The sequence below is a fragment of the Flavobacterium sp. KBS0721 genome, from assembly GCF_002007065.3.
Classification (GTDB): domain Bacteria; phylum Bacteroidota; class Bacteroidia; order Flavobacteriales; family Flavobacteriaceae; genus Flavobacterium; species Flavobacterium piscis.
The window spans coordinates 651,811-669,188 of sequence record NZ_CP042170.1 but is presented as its reverse complement, the minus strand read 5'-3'; the positions used below and the strand labels follow the sequence as shown (position 1 = coordinate 669,188).

Sequence of the window (17,378 nt, the reverse complement as noted above, 5' to 3'; positions counted from 1 at the left end):
ACCTTCCCGATCAGATCGGGACGCTCTAGCCAAATGAGCTAATCCCCCTTTTTTGTTAGCTTTGTGTAAATCGAATCGGTCACCTTCCCGATCAGATCGGGATACTCTAGCCAAATGAGCTAATCCCCCAAAGCGATAGCAAATAAAGTCAATTAATTTTCAAAAAACAAATTTCAAATCACGTTCAGGTAAAATTATTTTTCAAAACCGTAACTTTACGATCAAATCTATTTTTTATGAGTTTAGAAAATCAAAACGGTTCTTTGCAAACTATCTTTAATAATGCTGTTGCAACATTGCAATTTGGTCATCCGGCGAGTAATTCTTTTCCAAGACAATTGTTGGATCGATTAACAGCCGAAATTAATTCTTTAAGCCTTAACGAAAATGTGTCTGTAATTATTTTACAGAGCGAAGGATCGAGAGTGTTTTGCTCAGGTGCTTCGTTTGATGAGCTTTTGCAGGTAGAAAATGAGGAGCAGGGAACTGAGTTTTTCTCTGGTTTTGCTCATTTGCTAAATGCCATGCGCAATTGTTCTAAACTTATTATTGGTCGTGTTCAGGGAAAAGCTGTTGGCGGCGGTGTCGGAATTATATCGGCTTGCGATTATGTTTTGGCAACTCCTGAAAGTGCTGTAAAACTATCAGAATTAGCGATTGGTATTGGTCCGTTTGTGATTGAGCCAGCCGTTTCGCGCAAAATAGGAAAAGCTGCAATGGCCGAAATGACGCTAGCTGCACAAGAATGGAAATCTGCTGAATGGGCTTTAGCAAATAAATTATTTTCGGAAATTCATAAAGCAGAAGAACTTGATAATGCAGTGGCCAATTTTGCCCAAAAATTGAGTTTGTATAATCCTGAGGCTTTGCAGGAAATGAAGAAAATCATTTGGGAAGGAACAGAACATTGGGAATCATTACTTATAGAACGTGCTGCGATTACCGGAAAATTGGTTTTATCTGATTTTTCAAAAAAGGCTTTGACGCAGTTTAAAAAATAAAAAAAATAAAATTCCAAATAGGAAATTCCAAATTCCAAATTCGATATAATTAAGTTTTTATTGGAATTTGGAATTTTAAAATATTGGAATTTATTAAATTTTATAACTTATGACTATCATTTCATTATTTCAAAAAGTTGATGTTGCAGAGAAAATTAAAACAGCTCCTGATGGCAGTTATCAGATAGGAGTGATCATCGGATCGTTTATTCCTTTTGTGGTTTTAATAGGAATTGCATATTGGATGTATAACAGAGCTAAAAAAAGAGACGAAAACGGTTATTAATTTGTAAATTTGCAACCTAAAATTCAAATCGATGAGTAATATCAGAATTACAAAGCAATTTAGTTTCGAAACCGGACATGCTTTGTACGGTTACGACGGAAAATGCAAAAACGTTCACGGACATAGTTATAAATTATCGGTAACAGTTATTGGTTCGCCAATCACAGATCGATCGAATGTAAAGTTCGGAATGGTAATTGATTTTTCGGACTTAAAGAAAATTGTAAAAGAAGAAATCGTCGATCAGTTTGATCATGCAACGGTTTTTAACGAAACTACACCTCATATCGAATTGGCAAATGAATTGAAAAATCGTGGACATCACGTAATTTTAGTTGATTATCAGCCAACAAGCGAAAACATGGTAGTTGATTTTGCAGATCGAATTATTGCACGTTTACCAAAAGATATTTCTCTTTTCTCACTTAAACTTCAGGAAACAGAATCATCGTTTGCCGAATGGTACGCATCTGACAATATCTAAAAATTAAATTCCAAATTCCAATTCTTTGACTTCGTTCAGAGTGACAAAAGGTTAAGTCTAATAATCTAAGAAGTCTAACAATCTAATAATCTAAATGAAAAAAGTATATTTCGCTTCTGATCAGCATTTTGGTGCTCCAACGCCTGAGTTGAGTTTGCCGCGCGAACAAAAATTTGTCGCATGGCTCGATGAGGTGAAACAGGATGCGGAAGCTATTTTTTTATTAGGTGATTTATTCGATTTTTGGTTCGAATATAAAACAGTTGTTCCAAAGGGTTTTGTGCGGGTTTTAGGCAAATTGGCGGAAATTCGTGATAGCGGAATCCCTATTTATTTTTTTGTGGGAAATCACGATTTATGGATGAACGATTACTTTCAAACCGAATTGAATATTCCGGTTTATCATGATAACAAAGAATTTACTTTTAGCGGAAAAACATTCCTAATTGGTCACGGCGACGGAAAAGGTCCTGGTGACAAAGGCTATAAACGAATGAAAAAGGTTTTTACAAATCCGTTTTCTAAATGGCTTTTTCGTTGGCTGCATCCCGATGTTGGTGTAAGTCTGGCTCAATATTTATCAGTAAAAAATAAACTCATTTCAGGTGCCGAAGATGTAAAATTTTTAGGCGAGGAAAACGAATGGCTGGTTTTATACGCCAAACGCAAACTCGAAACCCAACATTACAATTACTTTATTTTTGGTCACCGCCATTTACCAATGATTATTGAGGTTGGCCAAGATGCCAAATATGTAAATCTGGGTGACTGGATTGGTTATTTTACCTATGGTGTGTTTGACGGAGAAACTTTTGAACTTAAAAAATTCGGGGAATAATTATTTTTTATTACCTGAATAAATTCCAATTTTGTGTGTTCTTAAAATGTAATTCGACATTTGTTTGCTGTTAGAAATTTGAAATTTAATAGCATTAGACATCTTTTTTGGCATATGGCATTCAACGCAATTATTAGCCAGTAAACTTCCGGACATTGTTTTTAAAGTTGTGTCATTATGTTTTAAACCCTGATGGCAGCTCATACAAATTTTAGAATAGGAGGCTAAATTTTTAGACGCATTTTCATGTGGATTATGGCAAGTAATACAATCCATTTTTTCACTTTTGATAAAACATTTACTTTGCGACATTAAACGAAATTGATTTCCATGTACGTCAAATGTTGTGTCATTAGGGTCTCTGGTACTTCTGTAAAATTCAGATAAATTATCTCCGGGCTTAAAATCAAAGCGGGATTTCATTTTCATTCCGTCATTTCCTGCATGACAAAGTGCACAGGCGTCTAACTTTTGTTGTCTGTTTAATGTTTTATAACTTACAATGCTATTGGCTACTTTTATATCTGGATTTTTCAGATGAAATTCAGCATGTTTTTTAGCAGGTCCGTGACAACGTTCACAATCAATTCCGTATACAATTGTTTTTTTATTAATTATATCTTCAACATCTGCAGATAGAAAATTTACTTCGTCAGATTTCTGATTTACGCTCCTGCTGCTAATATTTGAACTGTGGCAGGCATAGCAATCTCTCTCTATTTTTCGGTCAAAATAGGGCTTGTCGGCAGGAAATCCAGGACTGGTTGCCCAGTTATTTATAGCATTATAATAGGAAAGCGGCAATTCGTAAGTATTGTTGTTTCGCCAATAAACCGATGTTTGTGCGTGTTTGCTGCCAAAAACAATTTCAAATCGATGGGCCTGAACTTCTTTTCCATTTTTATATAGAACCTGATAAAGACTGTCGTTACGTTTTTCCATGACCAGCTTAGTATCTTTGTCATAAATAAAAGTATGATTGCCCTTGTCAAAATTGCCTAAAACATTTCCTGAAATTGCGGGAGCAGTAGCTTTAAAGTGAGAACTTTGCAAAGACATATTGTATTGTACCTGATGGCACTGAATACAGCTTTCGGAACCGGCATAATCGGTTCCGCGAGGATCAATGTAGTTGTCAGATTCGTTTTTGCAGCTTGCGAAAAAAGCGATCAAAATAACAACGGCAAAAAGAATGCGTGTTTTTTTCATTGCTGTAAATATACTTTTTTTTGTATAAAATCAAAATATATTTCAATAATGAAAAAATGTTGTTAAAATATTTAGAATGTGCGTTAATTTAATCCGGCTCCGTAAACATATTCGTCAAGTTCAATTCTAAATAATGAACCTTCAACCAAGTCTTTAATCGATTTTAATTCTTTTACAGAAACTGCTAAATCGATCGAAGCGCATGGCGTTTTAAGTAAAAATTTATGACATGAGTTTTTTAATTCACAAGCTTCGCAACAAGCATTTTCGATCATGCTGTCCTCAATTAAATCACAAAAATAATTTAATTCCTGTACTGTAAAATAGAATCCGGTTTCCTTAAAAACCAATTGTATTTTATCAGTTATAATTTCGTTATCCTTTTTCCAGTAGAAAGCAATGCCGAAGTTGTTGTGGTATAATTGTTCTATTTCTCTCATTATAAATTCCTTTATTACAACAAATATAAATATTATTTATATTAATTCTAAATAAAAAAGTCATAAAAAAAGATATTTTTTGTTAGCCAGTAAACTGAAGTAATAAGAGATTAAAGTTTATTGGCACAAAGTGTTGAGGTAAAATGTTAGGCTCTGTCCGCTTTTGTGCCATGAACTCATATTTTTTTCCCTGTAAAAACTGGTTTCAGTAGCTGACATGGCAGTTGAAATGGCAAGAAATTTACTTTCTTCGTTTTCTTTTACACTTTCAATCCATTGAATGGTTACGGCAATATCTCCCATTTCCTTATCAAGATAAATATCATAAGGTTTTAAATCTAAAGTGTATAAACCGCGAAATCCATTTTTTATCTCAAAAATTATATCCTTATCAACAATAAGGTTGGTAGGTAAATCATTCTCTATTTTGTAGAAATTCAATCTAAATTTGACTGATTTGAATTCGTTTGCAGTAATGTTAAAATTAAAATCGTTTACCTTACAGTCTTTTTTAATCTTAAACTTCATTCCTTTTTCCCGACTCAATCTGTCATCAACATCTTTATCAAAAGCGTAATAAAAATTAGAATGCATCAAAGAAAGACCTTTTGAACTTCTGCCAAATTGTTTGGTTTTGGGTTGTTTAAACTTTATAACCACTTCTTTCAACATATTATCCGAAGGTTCTAAAAGAATCAGATTATTTTCCTGCTTTAATTGATTTACAATTATTTTTTTGGATTTATAACCCACGTGCGAGAATACAATTGTATCATTAGCAGTAACTTTATCGTTAAGTCTTAAATTGAAGATTCCTTTTGAATTCGAAACTGTTCCTGTATTTTTATTCGCAATACCGATATTTACATATTCTAAAATCGAATTGCTTTGGGAGTCTTTTATTTCGCCGGAAATGTTTTTTTTCTGAGCAAACATGTTAAAAGTAATCAGGAATAGAAGTAGTAGTTTTACGAATTTCATTTGCAATTATTTTTTTATAAAGAAATGAAATTCAATTAAAAACAAAACTTACTTTATCCAATTTTTAACATTCGAAAGAAACTCTTTTTGTTGATCTACAAATAGATAGTGCGAACAATTATCCAGTAAAGCGAAATGATTTTTGCCTGCTAAATTCCTAATAGAGCTCATTTGTTTTGTTGAAAATACGCCATCTTGTTTCCCGTAAATCGCATAGATAGGAATGCCTTTGCTTTTTATTTTATTTAGAAAAGGTCTGCTGTCAATATTGTTTTGTTTTTCGTTTTTATAGAAAAGCAGCGGGGCATTTTTATTTCGGATATTGGTTTGATAAAAAATACTTGCATCATAATCTGCATATAGCATTTTAGATTCGGCAGTTGGATTTGGTATTTTAAAGAAATTATTTTCTCCGGCAAGTTCAAAACATCCTTTTCGATATTCGGCAGAATTTTTATTAAGTTTTTCAACAAGAGCCACTTTATCGAGTTTGGCCAAATCATTCTTTGCAGTATATATTTTTTTAACCGAATCCAGAATATGGTTGTACGTTTCCTGTTGAGAAAATAAAGCTCCAGCCAAAATAAGATTACTCACATTTTGAGGGTATTTCTCGGTATATAAAGTTGCTACCAATCCGCCAAAACTGTGCGCAAGAAGTGTGGCTTTCTTTAAATTATACTTTTTGTAAATTGCATTTAAATCCTGAAAAGCTTCATCATAAGTAAATTTCGCCTCAGGATCTGCAGATCTTCCTTCGCCTCTTCGATCGTAAGCAATGACAAAAAAACCTTTCTTTGATAGTTCTTCAGCAGTATTAGTACCTTCAAAAAGAGTTGCATTGCCACTTGGACCGCCATGAATAAAAATAATGGGCTTGTCGTTTTTGTTTCCGTAGGTTTTAATATAAAGTGTTTGGCTGCTAACTAGGAATGAAATGGAAAGCAACAATAATAAAAATATTTTCTTCATTTGTTATTCCATGTTTTGATGATCTTCCATGTCTTTACGAAGATCTAAGTTTCTAAAAGTAGGAGATTTTAAACCAAAGCCTAAAACAGTCAGTAAGGTCATACTTCCACCAAAAACCACCGAAATAACGGGTGTCATTAATTTTGCTGTTAAACCACTTTCAAAAGCGCCTAATTCGTTGGATGATCCTACAAACATTGAGTTTACGGCAGCGACACGACCACGCATATGATCTGGAGTTTTAAGCTGTAAAATCGTTTGACGAATCACAACCGAAATTCCGTCAGCAAGTCCACTTAAAAATAATGCGAATACAGAAATCCAGAAAATAGTGGAAATTCCAAATAGAATAATCGATAATCCAAAAACAAAAATGGCTCCTAAAAGTTTCATTCCCGCTTTTTTGTACAAAGGAACATAAGCTGAAATCATCATTGTGATAAAAGCACCAACTGCCGGGGCAGCTCTCAGAACACCAAAACCTTCTGGACCAACCTTTAAAATATCCTGAGCAAATACAGGTAATAACGCAACGGCTCCGCCGAAAAGAACGGCAACCATATCAAGTGAAAGCACTCCTAAAATCGTTTTATTATTAAAAACAAACTTTAAACCTTCTTTAAGGCTTTCCATGATAGGTTCGCCTATTTTAGGATTCAGGATTGGTTTTTTACTGATTTGCGATAAAGCAATTAAAGCAAAAAGTGAGCATGCAAACACAGAACACATCGACCAGTGAACCCCAATATAATTAATAGAAAATCCGGCAATTGCAGGTCCTAAAACTGACCCAATTTGCCAAACCGAACTGCTCCAGGTTGCAGCATTAGGATATACTTTTTTGGGTACAATTAAAGATAAAAGCGAGAATATAGTTGGCCCTAAAAAAGCACGAACCAGTCCGCCAATAAAAACTAAAAAGTAAATCGAATATAAGATCGCTCCAGTAGACCAACCGTTAACAACTTTTGGCCAGGTTAGTAAAAAAAGTCCAAAGCTAATTACCGAAAAGCCAAGAATACATTTTACCAATAAACCTTTTTTCTCTCGCTGATCGACCATATGTCCGGCGAACAACGCCATGCCAACGGCAGGAATTACTTCCATTAAACCAATAAGTCCTAGGGAAAGCGGATCTTTGGTTAAACTATACACTTCCCATTCAATAACGATAAATTGCATCGACCAGGCAAAAACCATAGCGAAACGCAATAGTAGAAATACATTAAATTCTCTGTAACGTAACGCCTGATAAGGATCTTGCTTGTTTGTTTTAGTTGTCATTTGTTCTAATGTCTTTAAGCATAAGTTGGGTAGAAACAGTTCCGTTCCATTCGTTTTCAGCTAAAGAATAAGCTAACTGAAAAGGATTGTGATTTTTTACGATGTTTATTTTTTTGCCAAGGCCAAAACCTATGGCGGCAATTCCGTCTGAGTTATTCTGTTTTACAAAAAGTCTCAAATGTTCTTCATCTGCACCTAAAGTTTTAGCGTAGCCCGTGTCTTTTGCATTTTTCGTCATAAAAACGGGTGTCATGTTCAGAGGACCAAAAGGCTCAAATTGTTTTAAAATCCGGATTAGTTTTGGGGTAATGTCGCTAAAATTAATTTCGGCATCGACTTCTATTTCCGGAGTTCGCATTTCAGGTAAAATGGTTTCCTCGACTTGTTTTTCAAAAGCATCTTTAAAAGTCTTATAATTTTCTGCTTTCAAAGTCATTCCTGCAGCGTACATATGGCCTCCAAATTGTTCTAAATGTTGTGAACAGGCATCAAGAGCGTTATACACATCAAATCCTTTTACAGATCTTGCAGATGCCGCATATTTATCGCCGCTTTTGGTAAAAACCAAAGTGGGACGATAATAGGTTTCTATTAATCTTGAAGCCACAATTCCGATCACGCCTTTGTGCCAGTCTTCCTGAAAAACAACTGTTGAAAATCGTTCTTCTTCCTGATTTTGTATAATTTGCTGAAAAGCTTCTTTAGTAATTTGTTTGTCGAGATCTTTTCGGTCTGAGTTGTATTGCTCTATTTCGGATGCAAATTGTTGTGCTTGTTCAAAATTAAATTCCGTCAATAATTCAACCGCATGATTTCCGTGTTTGATTCTTCCGGCAGCATTTATTCGGGGTGAAATAATAAAGACAACATCGGTAATATCCAATGTTTTCTTTTTTACCTGATGTACCAAAGCTTTAATTCCGGGTCTCGGATCTGCATTAATAACCTGCAAACCAAAATAAGCCAAAACTCTGTTTTCGCCTGTTATGGGTACAATATCGGCTGCAATTGCTGTTGCAACCAAATCCAGATACGGAACTAAATCTTCTATTGTTTCATTTCTGTTTGTTCCTAAAGCCTGAATCAATTTAAAACCCACGCCGCAACCGCACAATTCATCGTACGGATAAAAACAATCCTCTCTTTTTGGATCCAGAATCGCAACGGCATCCGGAAGAAATTCTCCGGGGCGGTGGTGATCACAAATAATAAAATCAATGTTTTTTTCTTTCGCGTAGGCGATATGATCAATAGATTTTATTCCGCAGTCTAGTGCTATGATTAATGAAAATCCGTTATCATCAGCAAAGTCAATTCCTTTAAAAGAAATTCCGTAACCTTCGGCATAACGATCCGGGATATAAGTGGCAATATTGGGATAATGCGATTTTAAATAAGCCGAAACCAAAGAAACGGCAGTCGTTCCGTCGACATCATAATCGCCAAAAACCAAAATGTTTTCCTGGTTTTCAATCGCTAATTCTATTCGCGCAACCGCTTTATCCATGTCTTTCATCAAGAAAGGATCATGAAGATGTTCTAACGAAGGACGAAAGAAATTCTTGGCATCTTCAAAAGTTGCAATGCCACGCTGAATCAAAAGGGTTGCTACAAAATCTTCTACATTAAGGGCTTGTGCCAAATGTTTGACTTGATCTTCAGAAGGTTTTGGTTTTAATGTCCAACGCATTTTTTTATTGTAGATTTTTGATTTTAGATTTTAGATTGAAGAAATCGAAAATCGTTTAATCTGATATTTATTTTTTTTGCCACTCCCGATAGCTATCGGGATAAATGATTTTAAGAATTTTTTAATCTGTGCTAATCTTTTAATCTGTGGCAAATGTTCTGTTTTAACTTTAATGCGGTCTTTTAGAGTGTGTCAGTTTTCAAAAAAAATGTAAAATCTACACTCTAAAATGTAAAATTATTTCAACTCTAAAGCTTTTCCTTCAAACTGAATTCCGTCCCAGCCTAAGTTGATGAAATTTCTAATGTTTTGATGGTTCGTTCCGTTTGGATCTCCTAAAACTTCTTCGAAATAAAAAGCTCCAAAACAGGCTAAAGTTTCGTCTTTGCTTAAGTTTTGCAGTTTTGCGAAAGAGAATAATTTACAAGAACCTGAGTTTTCACCGGCTGCATTATGCTGCGTTCCGTTCTGGAAAGCAGTTGGGGTAAAATTGTAATTTTCCTCGATTACTGCAATAGTTTCAGGGAATGTTATTTCGTTTGGAGTTTGTTTTACTTTTTCTAAAAAGGCTTGGATGCTCATGTTGTTTGGTATTAGTTTTTTTGCCACGAATTTCACTAATTTCTCGAATTACATTTGAATTCAGCTTAAAAAATTTGTGATAATTTGTGAAATTTGTGGCGAAAATTATTCTTCTTCTTCTTCTTTTTCATCATCCTTAGAAAATTTACTTTTCTTAGGTTCTTTTATTATTGTTTTTCCGGCAACCACAACGACAATTTCGCCGCGTGGCGCTGTTTTTTCAAAATGGGTTAGAACTTCTTTCGCGGTTCCACGAACGTTTTCTTCGTGCAGTTTTGATAACTCACGTGAAACGCAAACTTGCCTGTCTTCTCCAAAATACTGAATAAACTCAGCTAAAGTCTTAACGAGTTTATGTGGCGAAACGTATAAAATCATCGTTCTGGTTTCTTCGGCTAAAGCCAAAAAACGAGTCTGGCGGCCTTTTTTATCAGGTAAGAAACCTTCAAAAACAAATTTATCATTTGGTAGTCCGCTGTTTACCAAAGCCGGAACAAAAGCTGTTGCTCCTGGTAAACATTCTACTTCGATTTTATTTTCTACACAAGCGCGTGTCAATAAAAAGCCCGGATCTGAAATTGCCGGAGTTCCTGCATCCGAAATCAAGGCGATAGTTTCGCCGGCTTTCAAACGCGCAATTAAGTTCTCGGTTGTTTTGTGCTCGTTGTGCATGTGATGGCTGTGCATGTGTGTGCCAATTTCAAAATGCTTCAACAATTTCCCACTCGTTCTGGTGTCTTCGGCCAAGATCAAATCGACTTCTTTCAGAATCCTGATGGCACGAAAAGTCATGTCTTCAAGATTGCCAATTGGCGTGGGAACGATATATAATTTAGACATATTTTTTTTATATTATAGCACGAATTTACTTCGTCTGTTCGCTGTCGCTCGAGTCACGAATTAACACAGATTGCAGGTGCTTTTAAAATTTCACAAAGAAGAAATCCGTGTTAATTCGGGAAATCTGTATTTTGCTTTTTTTATGAGAATTTTTTCTCTACAATTCCCAGGAAACGTTCTGCGTAATCGTCTTTTCCTTCCCAATTGTTATAATCCGGTTTCACCATGTTTTCGATAAATTCCTGAGCTTCGTTGTAATTGTCAAAAGTCAATAACTGATTTAGAACACGGCTATAGTCTTCAGAGCTGTTTCCGAAAAGGTTTTTTGTAAAAGCAATTCGGTCGTTCAGATCGATATGAAAACCTTTTGCCAGCTTTTCATTCAAGGTAACTGCCTTTGCTTCTGTTGGTTTTTCTATAACAACAGTTTCTATAATTTCTTTTTTCTCTTTAAATTCATTGACCACTGGAGCAGGAGTAGAAGCAACGTTTTCGAAACTATCTACTTTTACAAATTGAGCGTCGGCATAATTCAATCCAAAATCTTCAAACGAGATTGTCATAGGATTTGGAATTGAAATTTCTGCTTTCGGTTCTTCTTTTTCCGGTTCTTTTTCTTCTGGTTTTTCCAATTCAAAAAGAGGTACAAAATCCGGGATTGGTTTTAAATCGCTAACGGTTGTAAAAGAAAGTTCTTCAGCAGGCTGTGTTTCTTCTTTAGTTTCGACAATTGGTTCCTCAGTTTCTTCAGCAACAGGTTCTTCAATAACTTCAGTAATTGGCTCGGCAACAATTTCGCTGATAGGTTCCGTAGTTATTTCTTCAGGTACTTCTGCGACAATTTCTTCCCCAGAAATATCTTCTGCCGGAATTTCTTCCGCAACAGTTTCTTCAGTTTCTTCTGCTTTGATTTCTTCTGTAACTTCTGGTTCAGCTACAGTTTCAATTGAAGTTTCTTCCGCTGCAACGGGTTCTGCGATTTTAACTTCTTCCGGAATTGTTTCTTCTTTGTCAAAAATAGATTCAATTTCGGTACTAATTTCGCTGTGACCAATTGTTGGTTTCAAAGTGTCGAAATTTTCATCTACAAACTTTAAAATCGCTAATTTCTCGTATAACTTCTGAGTTTCAAGATACAATTGATTGATATCGGATTTATTTTTTATTTTTAAAATTCGATGTGCAATGCTGATTAAATCGGCTTCCAATTTTTTTTTCATAACTGTTGAAATTATAGTGAATAGGGTATTTTAGTATATTTTGTATTTGAATGTCTTTATTACCGGTAGAAATCTAAAAGATATTTTTTTATTTCTGTTAATAAGCGTTTGCGAATCTCCGATTTGATAAAAATTTTCTACTTTTGAAAAAGTGAAAAACAACGATTTCTCACGTCGATTTATTACCAGTACAAAGTAATAAAAACTATTCATTTTTAAAGGTAGAAAAATACAAAATGTTTCTCGAAAATACAGTAAATCACAAAGAACAATTTGGTTGGATTGAAGTTATTTGTGGATCAATGTTTTCGGGTAAAACCGAGGAGTTAATCCGCAGATTAAAACGCGCCCAATTTGCCAAACAAAGAGTCGAAATTTTTAAACCCGCTATTGATACCCGCTATCATGACGAAATGGTAGTGTCTCATGATGCTAACGAAATTCGTTCTACTCCGGTTCCGGCCGCAGCCAATATTGCTATTTTGGCACAGGGTTGCGATGTTATAGGAATTGATGAAGCACAATTTTTTGATGATGAGATAGTTACAGTTTGTAATGATCTTGCCAATCAGGGAATTCGTGTGATAGTGGCAGGACTTGATATGGATTTTAAAGGAAATCCTTTTGGCCCAATGCCGGCACTTATGGCAACTGCCGAATATGTAACTAAAGTTCATGCCGTTTGTACCAGAACAGGAAATCTGGCAAATTATAGTTTTCGTAAAACAGATAACGATAAGTTAGTCATGCTGGGTGAAACGGAAGAATACGAACCGTTGAGCCGTGCTGCTTATTACAATGCGATGAAAAAAAATCAGGAGAAATAAATTTATTTAAGCCTTAAACAATGCAAGACAAGAAGAATAAAAGAAAACAAAATATCTTATTATTAGGTGTAATTGTAATTGCGGTGGCTTTAGCTGTTTATTTTCAGTTTTTCCTTTCTGAAAATAGAGGAGAAGTAAAAGTCGAAGTAACAGAATTGGTTGCAAAATACAATAAAAATTGCCCGCTTAAAATTCAGGAAGGTATTCGATTAGATAGTGTCAGCTTACCTAATTTACCACAAGAAAGCGTGGTTCAGTATAATTTGACATTAACGAATGTGGAAAATGAAACAGCAGAGATTGATGTTATACAAGCGGAAATCGAAAAAAGTTTAATAAGTACTGCTAAAGCAAATCCGGGACTTCAGGTTTTTAGGGATAATGATTACTCGCTGGTTTATAGTTACAAAGACAAAAAGAAAACTTTTTTGTTTGATGTGAAAATATTACCGGATCAATATAAATAATTTAGCTATTCTGATATAAAACAAAACCCGACAGATTCTGAAATCTGTCGGGTTTTGTTTTTTTGCATATATCGTATATAAACTGGACTGAAGTCCAGCCCTACAATATAATATGTTCCTTCGGAACTATAAAGAGCCTTAGGCTCGAATAATATTGTAGGGCTGGACTTCAGTCCAGTTTATTTAGTGAAAATGATTTTTCAAATCTTCCGAATGATATAAGTAATTATACAAATTCTTGTAAATAACAAAACCCGACAGATTCAAAAAATTGCCGGGTTTTGTTTTTTGTGTAAAATCAAATGATAATGTTTTGTCTAAACTGGACTGAAGTCCAGCCCTAAAATATAATATGTTCCTCCGTAACTATAAAGAGCCTTAGGCTCGAACCACATTGTAGGGCTGGACTTCAGTCCAGTTTAATATAGATTACGGTAATTATATTAAATTTTCAAAAACCTAAATCTTCTTCCTCATTCTCGCTACCGGAATATCGAGTTGTTCGCGATATTTGGCGATAGTTCTTCTGGCAATAGGGTAACCTTTTTCTTTTAAGATTTCGGCCAGTTGATCGTCTGGTAAAGGTTTCTTTTTGTCTTCTTCTTCAATTGTATTTTTAAGAATCTTTTTGATTTCTAAAGTCGAAACATCTTCACCCTGATCATTTTTCATAGCTTCAGAGAAGAATTCTTTGATTAGTTTCGTTCCGTATGGAGTCTCCACATATTTACTGTTGGCTACACGCGAAATTGTCGAAATATCCAAACCAACCATATCCGCAATGTCTTTTAAGATCATTGGTTTTAGTTTGGTTTCGTCGCCATCTAAGAAATATTCTTCCTGATAATGCATAATCGCATTCATGGTCACAAAAAGGGTTTCCTGACGTTGTCTTATCGCATCGATAAACCATTTAGCCGAATCCAGTTTTTGTTTGATAAACTGAACCGCATCTTTTTGTGCCGATGATTTATCACGAGAATCTTTATACGTCTGCATCATTTCCTGATAATCCTTAGAAACGTGCAGGGAAGGAGCATTTCTTCCGTTTAAAGTTAATTCCAGTTCGCCATCAACAATTCTGATTGCGAAATCAGGAACAACATTTTCGGTTACTTTATTATTTCCGGTATAAGATCCTCCCGGTTTCGGGTTTAGTCTTTCGATTTCGTGAATCGCTTTTTTAAGCTGTTCGTTCGAAACACCATATTTTTGAAGCAGTTTGTCGTAATGTTTTTTTGTAAAAGCATCAAACTGATTTTCGATAATATCAATTGCTAAATCAACATATTCAGTTGGAGTTTTATGCTTCAATTGTAACAACAAACATTCCTGCAAATCACGCGCTCCAACCCCTGAAGGTTCCAGCTCATGAATAACTTGAAGCATTTTCTCGACCATTTTCTCATCTGTATAAATACCCTGAGTAAAAGCCATATCGTCTACAATATCCGGAACACTTCTGCGGATGTAACCCATATCATCAATACTTCCAACAAGGAATTCCGCTATTTCGCGTTCTTCATCATTCAAAATAAAAGTATTCAGCTGATTGATTAAATCCTGATGAAAGCTTATCGGCGACGCAAAAGGAGTTTCTCTTTCTTCGTCTTCACTGTAATTATTCACCTGAGTTTTATAATCGGGAGTATCGTCGTCGCTTAAGTATTCGTCAATGTTAATATCGTCTGCTTCGATTCTGTCGCCTTCGGCATCATCATAATCATCGTATTCTTCATTAGCGAATTCATCCGCTTCGTATTCATCTTCTTTACCAGCTTCCAAAGCCGGATTTTCGTTCATTTCTTCTAATAAACGTTGTTCAAAAGCTTGCGTAGGCAATTGAATTAACTTCATCAGCTGAATTTGCTGAGGAGATAATTTTTGTGATAATTTTAAATTTAAAAATTGCTTTAGCATAATAAGGCACTAATTTTTTTTAGCCACTAAGACGCGAAGGCGCAAAGTTTTTTATTTTTTAATTGCCTCAAAGGCTTTTATTGAAATCTTTTAAAATACTCTTTTCGTGTTTATAAATCTTTTAATACCACTTTTGATTAATGGTACATTGAAATTAATTAAAAAGCCTAAATCTTTATTTAGCAATTTTAATTGACTTATAATTTGTGCTTCCCAAACTGGATTTGTTTGTTCAACTGCTTTTATTTCTATAATTATAGAATCTTCAATCAGCAAATCTAATCTTAATCCTTCTTCAAATTCAATTCCGTCATAAAAAATCGGAATGTCAACTTGTCGTTTTACATCAAGACCAGCTTTTGTGATTTCATGAGCCAAACAAACTTCATAAACTCTTTCTAATAATCCTGGTCCAAGTTGTTTATGAACTTTAAATGCTGAGTTTACAATTATTTTTCCAATTTCTTCTATTCTTTCAGAGAGCATATTTTTATGGGTTTTGCCACGAAGGCACAAAGACGCGAATTTAATTTTCTTTTTAAAGACATAATCTTAAAAAATAAAAATACATGATTGACTTACTTTGTGTCTTCGTGGTATTTTTATTTCTTTTAGAGTCTTTAGCAAAATTTATAAAAAAAACTTTGCGCCTTTGTGCCTTCGTGGCAAACTTTTACCAACAGGGTACAAAAAACTTAGTGTCCTTGTGCCTTCGTGGCAAATTCCTTTTTTCTAAAATTCCGCATTTCCTGGAGTTCTCGGGAAAGGAATTACGTCTCTAATGTTTGTCATACCTGTTACAAACAATACCAAACGCTCAAATCCTAATCCGAAACCTGCGTGAGTTGCAGAACCAAATCTTCTGGTATCTAAATACCATGATAATTCTTCTTCGTCAATTTCCAGAGCTTTCATTTTTTCGATTAGAACATCGTAACGCTCTTCTCTTTCAGAACCACCAACAATTTCTCCAATTCCAGGGAAAAGGATATCCATTGCACGAACCGTTTCTCTTCCAGGTTCTGTGTTGTCGTTCAAACGCATGTAAAACGCTTTAATGTTTGCAGGGTAATCAAACAAGATTACCGGACATTTAAAGTGTTTTTCAACCAAATAACGCTCGTGTTCTGATTGTAAATCAGCTCCCCATTCGTTGATGATGTATTGAAATTTTTTCTTCTTGTTTGGAGTTGAATCTCTCAAAATGTCAATTGCTTCAGTATAAGAAACACGTTTGAAGTTATTCTCCAAAACGAAGTTCAATTTTTCCAGCAAAGCCATTTCGCTTCTTTCTGCCTGAGGTTTTGATTTTTCTTCGTCTAAAAGTCTTCCTTCTAAGAATTTTAAATCATCCTGACAATTATCCAAAGCGTATTTTATAACGTACTGAATAAAATCTTCAGCTAAATCCATGTTGTCATCAAGATTGTTGAAAGCAACTTCCGGCTCAATCATCCAAAACTCAGCAAGGTGACGAGAAGTATTAGAGTTTTCAGCTCTAAAAGTTGGTCCAAAAGTATAAATCTGACCCAAAGCCATTGCGTAAGTTTCGCCTTCTAATTGTCCCGAAACTGTTAAGTTCGTTTCTTTTTCGAAGAAATCTTCTTTATAATTTACTTTTCCGTCTTCAGTTCTTGGCGTGTTGTCAAAAGGTAAAGCCGTAACCTTAAACATTTCTCCAGCGCCTTCAGCATCAGATCCGGTAATGATTGGCGTATTTACATACACAAATCCTTTTTGTTGAAAATAGTTGTGAACCGCAAACGATAATACCGAACGCACACGCATAATCGCACCAAACATATTCGTACGAACACGTAAATGTGCATTTTCGCGTAAGAAATCTAAACTAGGTTTGTTTTTTGGCTGTATCGGGAATTTTTCTGCATCAGAATCTCCTAAGATCTCCAATTTGTTTACCTGAATTTCGTATTTCTGGCCCGCACCTTTACTTTCGATCAAAGTACCAATTACAGAAATAGCAGCTCCAGTAGTAATTCTTTTTAAAGTTTCATCCGGTGTATTTTCAAAATCAACAACACATTGTATATTATTAATGGTAGAACCGTCATTAAGAGCGATGAACTGATTATTTCTAAAAGTTCTCACCCATCCTTTTGCATTAACCTCCTGAAGCGTCGTCGTACTGTTTAATAAGTCTTTAACTTTTGTGTGTTTCATTTTAATTTTAGATTTTAGATTGCTGATTTTAGATTAAAATCAAATCAGTGTTTTTATATCGAGTTGCAAATATAAACGATAATAATTAATTTTTGAAGCTGTTTCCCGCTATCCGCTATATCTTTTTATTGCTAAAGGAGCAAGAAAAAGGATACC

18 protein-coding genes are annotated in these 17,378 nt (G+C 34.8%); 6 read left to right on the top strand and 12 right to left on the bottom strand.

Features of this window, described 5'->3' with window-relative positions; all coding sequences use genetic code 11:
* The first annotated feature begins 236 nt into the window (after window positions 1-236).
* The 4 genes from B0M43_RS03165 (at window position 237) to B0M43_RS03155 (ending at window position 2,609) form a co-directional block, all read left to right on the top strand.
* The gene (locus B0M43_RS03165) at window positions 237-1,001 is read left to right on the top strand and encodes an enoyl-CoA hydratase/isomerase family protein (protein ID WP_078006868.1); all 765 of its coding nucleotides are present in this window, start codon (window positions 237-239) and stop codon (window positions 999-1,001) included.
* Window positions 1,002-1,110: 109 nt separating this feature from the next.
* Window positions 1,111-1,287 carry a hypothetical protein gene (locus B0M43_RS24395; protein WP_168199923.1) on the top strand — a complete coding sequence of 59 codons (177 nt, stop codon included), beginning with the start codon at window positions 1,111-1,113 and terminating at the stop codon, window positions 1,285-1,287.
* Between the two features lie 31 nt (window positions 1,288-1,318).
* Window positions 1,319-1,771, top strand: coding sequence for a 6-carboxytetrahydropterin synthase (locus tag B0M43_RS03160; RefSeq protein ID WP_065448647.1), 453 nt, complete (start codon window positions 1,319-1,321; stop codon window positions 1,769-1,771).
* A 94-nt stretch (window positions 1,772-1,865) separates the two neighbouring features.
* A complete protein-coding gene (locus tag B0M43_RS03155) occupies window positions 1,866-2,609 on the top strand; it encodes a UDP-2,3-diacylglucosamine diphosphatase (RefSeq protein WP_078006869.1) in 744 nt (247 codons plus the stop codon).
* Here B0M43_RS03155 and B0M43_RS03150 read toward each other — a convergent pair whose 3' ends face one another.
* From B0M43_RS03150 to B0M43_RS03110, 9 genes are all read right to left on the bottom strand, one after another.
* Entirely contained in the window at window positions 2,610-3,818 is a 1,209-nt protein-coding gene (locus B0M43_RS03150) for a cytochrome c3 family protein (protein ID WP_078006870.1), read from the bottom strand.
* Window positions 3,819-3,901: 83 nt separating this feature from the next.
* Window positions 3,902-4,258: a hypothetical protein gene (locus tag B0M43_RS03145; RefSeq protein ID WP_078006871.1), complete on the bottom strand. Its 357-nt coding sequence runs from the start codon at window positions 4,256-4,258 to the stop codon at window positions 3,902-3,904.
* Window positions 4,259-4,375: 117 nt separating this feature from the next.
* Complete coding sequence (locus tag B0M43_RS03140; protein WP_078006872.1) at window positions 4,376-5,239, bottom strand: carboxypeptidase-like regulatory domain-containing protein; 864 nt, start codon at window positions 5,237-5,239, stop codon at window positions 4,376-4,378.
* 48 nt (window positions 5,240-5,287) lie between these two features.
* Window positions 5,288-6,211, bottom strand: a complete 924-nt coding sequence (locus B0M43_RS03135) for an alpha/beta fold hydrolase (protein WP_078006873.1) — start codon at window positions 6,209-6,211, stop codon at window positions 5,288-5,290.
* A gap of 3 nt (window positions 6,212-6,214) precedes the next feature.
* A complete protein-coding gene (locus tag B0M43_RS03130; RefSeq protein ID WP_078006874.1) occupies window positions 6,215-7,495 on the bottom strand; it encodes an MFS transporter in 1,281 nt (426 codons plus the stop codon).
* Complete coding sequence (recJ, locus tag B0M43_RS03125; RefSeq protein WP_078006875.1) at window positions 7,485-9,185, bottom strand: single-stranded-DNA-specific exonuclease RecJ; 1,701 nt, start codon at window positions 9,183-9,185, stop codon at window positions 7,485-7,487. The genes B0M43_RS03130 and recJ overlap by 11 nt, the downstream gene beginning before the upstream one ends.
* A 237-nt stretch (window positions 9,186-9,422) precedes the next feature.
* The gene (locus B0M43_RS03120) at window positions 9,423-9,767 is read right to left on the bottom strand and encodes a HopJ type III effector protein (RefSeq protein ID WP_078006876.1); all 345 of its coding nucleotides are present in this window, start codon (window positions 9,765-9,767) and stop codon (window positions 9,423-9,425) included.
* A gap of 105 nt (window positions 9,768-9,872) precedes the next feature.
* Window positions 9,873-10,607, bottom strand: coding sequence for a 16S rRNA (cytidine(1402)-2'-O)-methyltransferase (gene rsmI, locus B0M43_RS03115; protein WP_078006877.1), 735 nt, complete (start codon window positions 10,605-10,607; stop codon window positions 9,873-9,875).
* Between the two features lie 140 nt (window positions 10,608-10,747).
* The gene (locus B0M43_RS03110) at window positions 10,748-11,827 is read right to left on the bottom strand and encodes a hypothetical protein (RefSeq protein WP_078006878.1); all 1,080 of its coding nucleotides are present in this window, start codon (window positions 11,825-11,827) and stop codon (window positions 10,748-10,750) included.
* A gap of 236 nt (window positions 11,828-12,063) precedes the next feature.
* Between B0M43_RS03110 and B0M43_RS03105 the strand changes: the two genes are divergently transcribed.
* Together B0M43_RS03105 and B0M43_RS03100 are read left to right on the top strand one after the other, a co-directional pair.
* Window positions 12,064-12,654 (top strand): thymidine kinase, encoded by a 591-nt coding sequence (locus tag B0M43_RS03105; RefSeq protein WP_078006879.1) that lies wholly within the window; start codon window positions 12,064-12,066, stop codon window positions 12,652-12,654.
* A gap of 20 nt (window positions 12,655-12,674) precedes the next feature.
* Window positions 12,675-13,121 carry a hypothetical protein gene (locus B0M43_RS03100; protein ID WP_065448635.1) on the top strand — a complete coding sequence of 149 codons (447 nt, stop codon included), beginning with the start codon at window positions 12,675-12,677 and terminating at the stop codon, window positions 13,119-13,121.
* 459 nt (window positions 13,122-13,580) lie between these two features.
* Here B0M43_RS03100 and rpoN read toward each other — a convergent pair whose 3' ends face one another.
* The 3 genes from rpoN to asnS all read right to left on the bottom strand — a co-directional run bounded on the left by rpoN (window position 13,581) and on the right by asnS (window position 17,222).
* Window positions 13,581-15,041, bottom strand: coding sequence for an RNA polymerase factor sigma-54 (gene rpoN / locus B0M43_RS03095; protein WP_065448634.1), 1,461 nt, complete (start codon window positions 15,039-15,041; stop codon window positions 13,581-13,583).
* 90 nt (window positions 15,042-15,131) lie between these two features.
* Window positions 15,132-15,527: a GxxExxY protein gene (locus B0M43_RS03090; protein ID WP_078006880.1), complete on the bottom strand. Its 396-nt coding sequence runs from the start codon at window positions 15,525-15,527 to the stop codon at window positions 15,132-15,134.
* A 246-nt stretch (window positions 15,528-15,773) separates the two neighbouring features.
* The gene (asnS, locus tag B0M43_RS03085) at window positions 15,774-17,222 is read right to left on the bottom strand and encodes an asparagine--tRNA ligase (protein WP_078006881.1); all 1,449 of its coding nucleotides are present in this window, start codon (window positions 17,220-17,222) and stop codon (window positions 15,774-15,776) included.
* Between the last annotated feature and the right edge of the window lie 156 nt (window positions 17,223-17,378).